Origin of the sequence: Streptomyces sp. NPDC047072 (assembly GCF_040643855.1) — a bacterium.
Taxonomy (GTDB): domain Bacteria; phylum Actinomycetota; class Actinomycetes; order Streptomycetales; family Streptomycetaceae; genus Streptomyces.
On sequence record NZ_JBEYVC010000141.1, the window covers coordinates 20,454 to 27,521 of the forward strand.

The window sequence follows — 7,068 nt, forward strand, 5'->3', positions numbered from 1 at the left end:
CCGGGTCCCGGAATGTGATCCCACATCGTGGACGAATCGCGGCCGGTGAGTGAGATACGCAGCTCAGGCGGACGCCCGCCGGACGAGCCGGGTGGGCACGATCGCCGAGGGCAGCTCCGTCGTCCGCTCGAACAGCAGCCGGGCCATGAGGCGGCCCATCTCCTCGACGTCCTGGTGGACGGTGGTCAGCAGAGGGTCGGTGGCCTCGGCGATCGCCGTCAGGTCGTCGAAGCCGATCACGGCCACGTCCTCGGGCACCCGGCGCCCGCGCTCGCGCAGGGTCCGCAGCACCCCGGAGGCCATGAGGTCGGAGGCGGCGAACACGGCGTCCAGGTCGGGGCGGCGGTCGAGGAGGGCGGCCATCGCGTCGGCGCCGCCCTGCTGGGTGTAGTCGGCGCGTTCGGTCAGCTCGGGCGGGGCGTCCGGGAGGACGTCCCGGTAGCCGGCGAGCCGGTCGGCGGCGGAGTGCTCCTGGTCGTAGGGGCCGGTGACGGTGGCGACGCGGGTGCGGCCGAGGGCGACCAGGTGCTGGACGGCCTGCCGCGCTCCCCCGCGGTTGTCGCCGTCGACGCAGGCGTGGGCCCGTACGGTGCCGCCGTCGCGCAGGAGGGGGCGGCCGCCGAAGACGACGGGGATGTCGAGCCGGTCGGTCATCTCGTGCAGCCGGTCGCCGGGGTGCAGGGCGAACAGCACGGCGCCGTCGACATGGCCGCCGGCGAGATAGTCGGCCACGCGCGTGTAGTCGTCGGGTTCGTCGAGGAAGAGCAGGACCGCCTGGGCGCCGTACCCGGCGAGTTCGCGGCGCACACCGCGCAGCAGGCAGTCGAAGAACGGGTCCAGGAAGAGGCGGTTCTGCGGCTGGGGCGCGACCACGGCGACGGCGTTGGTGCGGTGGGTGACCAGCTGGCGGGCGGCCTGGTTGGGGACGTAGCCGAGGTCGGCGATGACGCGCCGGACCTGCTCGACGACCTCGGCGCGGACCCTGGGCTCGCCGTTGATCACCCGGGACACGGTGGACCGGGAGACCCCCGAGTAGCGTGCGACATCCTCCAGGGTGGGCCGTCGTCCGTGCGTCCTGCGCGTCAACCTGCGCTCCTGGGTGGGGAGTTGATCGTCGCTACGAGCCTAGTACGCGTCGACGACCGTGACCTCCTCCTCCGTCACCTCGCCCTCGACGATCCGGAACGAGCGGAACTGGAAGTCGCCGAGGCCGTCGGTGTCCGCCGTCGAGACCAGGACGTAGTGGGCGCCGGGTTCGTTGGCGTAGGAGATGTCCGTGCGGGAGGGGTAGGCCTCGGTCGCGGTGTGGGAGTGGTAGATGACCACCGGCTCCTCGTCACGGTCGTCCATCTCGCGGTAGAGCTTCAGCAGGTCGCCGGAGTCGAACTCGTAGAACGTCGGGGACATCGCCGCGTTGAGCATCGGAATGAACCGCTCCGGCCGGTCCGCCCCGGCCGCCCCCGCGACGACGCCGCACGCCTCGTCGGGATGGTCCTTGCGCGCGTGCGCGACGATCTGATCGACGAGGGCCTGGGTGATGGTCAGCATGTCGGCAAGGATAAGCAGGTGGGCCGCCCCATACCGAGGTTCGGTACGGGACAGCCCACATAGCGGACACCCACCTAAGGGGCGCGGGGAACTGCGCGACAAGCCCCCACCGGCCCGCAGCCGACCGACGACCTACCCGACCTTCTCGAACTCCGACTCGGGCCGCGAGGCGATCCCCGGGTTACGAGACTTCAGCACAGCCCAGCCCACGCCGAGCGCCGCGGCCCAGCCCGCCATCACATACAGGCACACCCGCGAGTCCGCGTCGTACGCGATCAGGCCGGTGACGAACAGCAGGAACACGATGGCGATCCAGCTGCACACCGACCCGCCCGGCGCCGGGAAGGACGACGCCGGCAGGCGACCCGCGTCCACCGCGCGCCGGTACAGCACATGGCTGATCAGGATCATCAGCCACGTCCAGATGCCCGCCGCCGTCGCGACCGAGGTGACGTAACCGAACGCCTTCTCGGGGACGACGTAGTTCAGGACCACGCCGATGCCCATGAAGAGGACGGACACCGTGATGCCGAACGCGGGCGTCTTCGTGGACGACAGCTTCCGGAAGACGGCCGGCGCCTCACCGCTGTCGGCCAGGTTCCGCAGCATGCGGCCCGTGGAGTACATCCCGGAGTTGCAGGAGGAGAGCGCGGCGGTCAGCACGACGAAGTTCACGATGCCCGCGCCCGCCGGGATGCCGATCTTCGCGAACGCCTCGACGAACGGCGAGACGCCCGGCGCGAACTCGGTCCACTTCACGACGCAGAGGATGACGGTGAGCGCACCGACGTAGAAGAGCGCGATCCGCCACGGGAGGGTGTTGATCGCCTTGGGGAGCGTCTTCTCGGGGTTCTCGGACTCGCCCGCCGTGACGCCGACCAGCTCGACCGCGAGGTAGGCGAACATGACGCCCTGCAGGGTCATCAGGGAGGAGCCGACACCCTTGGGGAAGAAGCCGTCGAAGGCCCACAGGTTGGAGACGGCGGCGGTGTCGCCGGCGCTGCTGAAGCCGAAGGTGAGCACGCCGAGGCCGATGACGATCATGCCGATCAGGGCGGTGACCTTGACCATCGAGAACCAGAACTCGAGCTCGCCGAAGACCTTCACGGAGATCAGGTTGACCCCGAAGAGGATCACCAGGAAGGCGAGCGCGGTCACCCACTGCGGGACGTCCGGGAACCAGTAGTTGACGTAGATCGCGGCGGCCGTCAGCTCGGCCATGCCGGTGACGACCCACATCAGCCAGTACGTCCAGCCGGTGAAGTAGCCGAAGAAGGGGCCGAGGAACTCGCGGGAGTACTCGGCGAAGGAGCCGGACACCGGCCGGTAGAGCAGGAGTTCGCCGAGCGCCCGCATGATGAAGAAGACGATCACGCCGGCGAGGGCGTACATGAAGATGAGGCTGGGACCGGCCTTGGCTATGTTCGCGCCGGCTCCCAGGAAGAGCCCGACGCCGATGGCGCCGCCGATCGCGATCATCTGGACCTGACGGCTGCCGAGCCCGCGCTCGTAACCCTCTTCGGGTGCGTTGTCGACCTGAGCGGAGGTCATATGTGTGGTGCGCCTTTCTCCACACCGACCCGGGCCTCTCGTCGGCCTCGGATCGGTTCTCGATCCCCCCGGATTGATGGAGTGGTGCCTGGCCGGCGGTTACCGGCTCCGTGGCGCACCCGGCGGACATACGGGTGGTGTTCGCCGGGCGGTCGTGAAGATTTATCACGGCCGCAACAGAGATCATCGGGGCGGGATATGGCGCAGACCACAGGAAGAAGCGGACAAAGGGCATGCTCGACGGACGAAGGTCATCAGTCCGGTGACGTGATCGTTATCCGGATCTGAGCATCCCCTGAGCAAGGCACTTCACGGCATAAGTGTCGTGACGAGGGTCTCCTGGAGGCCGCCCAGCCACAGGTACGCCATCACCATGGGCTTACGGGGGTCCTCGTCCGGGAGCCGGTAGAGGAGGTCGGTGTCCTCCTCGTCGGCGATGTCGAGGCGGGAGCCGATCGCGAGGCGCAGGTCGTTGAGGGCGCCGAGCCACTGCCGGGACTCCGCCACGGACAGCTTGAGCACCGCCCCGCCGTCCCCTACGGAGTTGAGCGCGTCCAGCGTGCGGACCACCGCGAGGGCGTTGTCGCGCTTGCCGGCCCTGAGGTCGTTCTCGGTGTAGCGGCGGAACTCGGCGGAGTACTCCCGCTGTTCCTCGGCCTCCTTGGCCTCGGGCGTGCCCTCGGGGTCGCCGTACGCGTCCGGGAAGAGCCGGCGGAGCACCGGGTCGGACGGCGGCTCGCTCGGCCCCTCCGCGAAGAGCTCGGCGAGCGGGTCCTCGGGGGCGTCGCCGCCCGGGCCCGGGCCGATCAGCTCCAGGAGCTGGACGGCCAGCGACCGGATGATGGAGATCTCGACGTCGTCGAGGGCGACGGCCGCGCCGCCGCCGGGGATCGGTTCGAAGGTTCCTGGCATGAAGTCGGTCGTCTACTTCCGGTCCTGCTGGAGGGTGGCCCACAGACCGTAGCCGTGCATCGCCTGCACGTCGCGCTCCATCTCCTCGCGGGTTCCGCTGGAGACGACCGCTCGGCCCTTGTGGTGGACGTCGAGCATGAGTTTGGTGGCCTTGTCCTTCGAGTACCCGAAGTACGTCTGGAAGACATAGGTCACGTAGCTCATGAGGTTGACCGGGTCGTTGTGGACGATGGTGACCCAGGGGACGTCCGGCTCGGGTACGGCGAAGACCTCCTCCGCCGACTCGGTGCGTTCGATCTCTACGGGAGCGGGTGACGTCACAGGCCCCATGCTGCCACGGTCCCTACAAATCGTCACACTGACGCGAAGGCGTGTAGCATCTCGTCCTATGAACACAGCGGACCTTGGGCTGCCGGTGGACGTTCCCTCGACGGCGCTCTTCACGGACCAGTACGAGCTGACGATGTTGCAGGCCGCGCTCAGGGCGGGGACCGCCGAGCGGCGCAGCGTGTTCGAGGTCTTCACCCGGCGCCTGCCGGAGGGGCGCCGCTACGGCGTCCTCGCGGGCACCGGGCGGGTCCTGGACGCGGTGGAGAACTTCCGCTTCGACGCGGACGTCCTCGGCTTCCTGCGCGAGCGGGGCATCGTCGACGAGGAGACCCTGGACTGGCTCGCCTCCTACCGCTTCTCGGGCGACATCTGGGGCTACCCGGAGGGCGAGGTGTACTTCCCGGGCTCGCCGATCATGCGGGTGGAGGGCTCCTTCGCCGAGTGCGTGCTCCTTGAGACCGTGATCCTGTCGATCCTCAACCACGACTCCGCGATCGCCGCGGCCGCCTCCCGGATGGCCTCGGCGGCGGGCGGGCGGCCGCTGATCGAGATGGGGGCCCGCCGCACCCACGAACTGGCCGCGGTCGCCGCCTCGCGCGCCGCCTACGTCGGCGGCTTCACCACCACCTCCGACCTCGCGGCCGGGTTCCGCTACGGCATCCCGACCGTCGGCACCAGCGCCCACGCCTTCACCCTGCTGCACGACCACGAGCGGGACGCCTTCCAGGCCCAGGTGAACTCGCTGGGCCGGGGCACCACGCTGCTCGTGGACACCTACGACGTCGCCGAGGCCGTCCGTACGGCCGTGGAGGTGGCCGGGCCCGAGCTGGGCGCCGTGCGCATCGACTCCGGTGACCTGCTGCTGGTCGCGCACCGGGTGCGGCAGCAGCTGGACGAGCTGGGCGCGACGAAGACGCGGATCATCGTCACCTCCGACCTCGACGAGTACGCCATCGCCTCGCTGGCGGCGGCGCCGGTGGACGCGTACGGCGTCGGCACCCAGCTGGTGACCGGGTCCGGGCATCCCACCTGCTCGATGGTCTACAAGCTGGTCGCGCGCGCCGAGTCCGCCGACGTGAAGGCGCCGCTGATCCCGGTCGCGAAGAAGTCGTCCGGCGGCAAGAGCTCGATGGGCGGCCGCAAGTGGGCGGCCCGGCGCCTGGACGCGGACGGCATCGCGGAGGCCGAGGTCGTGGGCACGGGTCCGGTCCCGGCGGGGCTGGTCGACCACCAGCTGCTGGTCGAGCTGGTCAAGGCCGGCGAGGTCGTCGCCCGCGAGCCCCTGGACGTCGTACGAGAACGCCACGCGTCCGCGCGCGCCAACCTCCCCCTGTCCGCAACCCAGCTCTCCCGCGGAGAACCGGTCATTCCGACGGAGTATGTCAACGGGCGTACGGGTAATTAGGGGCTGTCCGGCCCGAACGCGCCCGGTAATGCCCCCTCCCGTAGCGTCCCCGAAGTCTCTAGGCTCGTAAGTTCACCCATCGTGAAGGACACCCACCATGCGCCGCGCCTTGATCGTCGTTGACGTGCAGAACGACTTCTGCGAAGGGGGCAGCCTGGCGGTGGCCGGGGGTGCCGATGTGGCCGCCGCCATCACCGAGCTGATCGGACAGGCGCCGGCCGGGTACCGGCACGTCGTGGCGACCCGCGACCACCACATCGCGCCCGGCGGGCACTTCGCCGACAACCCCGACTTCGTGCACTCCTGGCCGGCGCACTGCGTCGCCGGGACCGAGGGGGTGGGGTTCCATCCGAACTTCGCCCCGGCGGTCGCCTCCGGCGGGATCGACGCGGTCTTCGACAAGGGGGCGTACGCGGCGGCGTACAGCGGGTTCGAGGGCGCCGACGAGAACGGCGTGACCCTGGGCGACTGGCTGCGGGCCCGGCAGATCGACGAGGTCGACGTCGTGGGCATCGCCACGGACCACTGCGTGAAGGCCACGGCACTGGACGCGGCCCGCGAGGGCTTCCGTACGCACGTCCTGCTGGACCTGACGGCGGGTGTCTCCGACGGTACGACCGAGAAGGCGATCGAGGAGATGCGGGCAGCGGGGATCGAGCTGTCGGGCAAGCCGGTGGTGTAGGCGACGCCATACCGCTGGAGGCCGGTCCGGCACCGCCGGATCGCGCCGTCGCGGCTGAGCGCCGTCGCGGCTGAGAAGAATTACGCCGACGCCGCAGGCCTGCGCAGCAGGCTCCTGATCGGGTGCCACAGTTCCTGGACCAGGTCCGGGGGTGTGTCGACACCGTTGTCAGGGGCCGTGCGCCATATCAGGCCGTCCGGGTGGTGGAGTACGGCCGTGATCTCGTCCGGGGTCGGCGGCGCGCCGTTGCCCCGCAGGTAGACCGCGCGCAGCCCGAGATTGCGCAGCCTGGTCAGGGCGCGCGCCCGGTTCTGGGCGTGGACGAGTACGCGCACGCTGCCGTCGACGGCGGCGGGGCGGGGCAGGTTCAGCGCCACCACCACTCTGCCGTTCGGCAGCTTGCAGAAACCTCCTGCGGCCATGCGGTCACACCCCCGTGTGCGTCGGTGTCAATAAGAGAGCCACAGCACGCACCTAAACACGATCGGCGGCAACCCGCCAGGGGTTGCCGCCGATACGCTTCTGACCTGCTGTTTTACTTTTACTGTCGTCCTCACGCGCGCGGATCCGCGCCGACAGCACGCGCGGCAGGAAGGTCGCCGGATACACCCACACGAACCGGGAGACGACGACCACGAGG

At 69.9% G+C, this 7,068-nt stretch carries 8 protein-coding genes; 2 read left to right on the plus strand and 6 right to left on the minus strand.

Going from position 1 to position 7,068, the window contains the following annotated elements:
- Positions 1-63 precede the first annotated feature (63 nt).
- The 5 genes from ABZ896_RS39145 to clpS form a co-directional block, all read right to left on the minus strand.
- Positions 64-1,086, minus strand: coding sequence for a LacI family DNA-binding transcriptional regulator (locus ABZ896_RS39145; RefSeq protein ID WP_360939816.1), 1,023 nt, complete (start codon positions 1,084-1,086; stop codon positions 64-66).
- 39 nt (positions 1,087-1,125) lie between these two features.
- On the minus strand, positions 1,126-1,548 hold the full coding sequence (locus ABZ896_RS39150; protein WP_360939818.1) for a M67 family metallopeptidase: 423 nt from the start codon (positions 1,546-1,548) through the stop codon (positions 1,126-1,128).
- Positions 1,549-1,680: 132 nt separating this feature from the next.
- Positions 1,681-3,099, minus strand: a complete 1,419-nt coding sequence (locus ABZ896_RS39155; RefSeq protein ID WP_360939820.1) for an amino acid permease — start codon at positions 3,097-3,099, stop codon at positions 1,681-1,683.
- A gap of 309 nt (positions 3,100-3,408) precedes the next feature.
- Complete coding sequence (locus tag ABZ896_RS39160) at positions 3,409-4,011, minus strand: DUF2017 domain-containing protein (RefSeq protein ID WP_360939822.1); 603 nt, start codon at positions 4,009-4,011, stop codon at positions 3,409-3,411.
- A 12-nt stretch (positions 4,012-4,023) separates the two neighbouring features.
- Positions 4,024-4,341, minus strand: a complete 318-nt coding sequence (gene clpS / locus ABZ896_RS39165) for an ATP-dependent Clp protease adapter ClpS (protein ID WP_058925046.1) — start codon at positions 4,339-4,341, stop codon at positions 4,024-4,026.
- A 58-nt stretch (positions 4,342-4,399) separates the two neighbouring features.
- On the opposite strand from clpS, the gene ABZ896_RS39170 reads away from it, so the two are divergent.
- Positions 4,400-5,746 (plus strand): nicotinate phosphoribosyltransferase, encoded by a 1,347-nt coding sequence (locus tag ABZ896_RS39170; protein ID WP_360939824.1) that lies wholly within the window; start codon positions 4,400-4,402, stop codon positions 5,744-5,746.
- A gap of 97 nt (positions 5,747-5,843) precedes the next feature.
- A complete protein-coding gene (locus ABZ896_RS39175; RefSeq protein ID WP_360939826.1) occupies positions 5,844-6,428 on the plus strand; it encodes an isochorismatase family protein in 585 nt (194 codons plus the stop codon).
- An 80-nt stretch (positions 6,429-6,508) separates the two neighbouring features.
- Here the strand turns inward: ABZ896_RS39175 and ABZ896_RS39180 are convergent, their stop codons facing one another.
- Positions 6,509-6,850, minus strand: coding sequence for a hypothetical protein (locus tag ABZ896_RS39180; RefSeq protein ID WP_360939828.1), 342 nt, complete (start codon positions 6,848-6,850; stop codon positions 6,509-6,511).
- Positions 6,851-7,068: the final 218 nt, after the last annotated feature.

Bases quoted from the DNA above. Each gene is read 5' to 3' on its own strand.
- ABZ896_RS39160 (WP_360939822.1), bottom strand. From the start codon at position 4,011: ATGCCAGGAACCTTCGAACCGATCCCCGGCGGCGGCGCGGCCGTCGCC.
- ABZ896_RS39175 (WP_360939826.1), top strand. From the start codon at position 5,844: ATGCGCCGCGCCTTGATCGTCGTTGACGTGCAGAACGACTTCTGCGAA.
- ABZ896_RS39150 (WP_360939818.1), bottom strand. From the start codon at position 1,548: ATGCTGACCATCACCCAGGCCCTCGTCGATCAGATCGTCGCGCACGCG.
- clpS (WP_058925046.1), bottom strand. From the start codon at position 4,341: ATGGGGCCTGTGACGTCACCCGCTCCCGTAGAGATCGAACGCACCGAG.
- ABZ896_RS39155 (WP_360939820.1), bottom strand. From the start codon at position 3,099: ATGACCTCCGCTCAGGTCGACAACGCACCCGAAGAGGGTTACGAGCGC.
- ABZ896_RS39180 (WP_360939828.1), bottom strand. From the start codon at position 6,850: ATGGCCGCAGGAGGTTTCTGCAAGCTGCCGAACGGCAGAGTGGTGGTG.
- ABZ896_RS39170 (WP_360939824.1), top strand. From the start codon at position 4,400: ATGAACACAGCGGACCTTGGGCTGCCGGTGGACGTTCCCTCGACGGCG.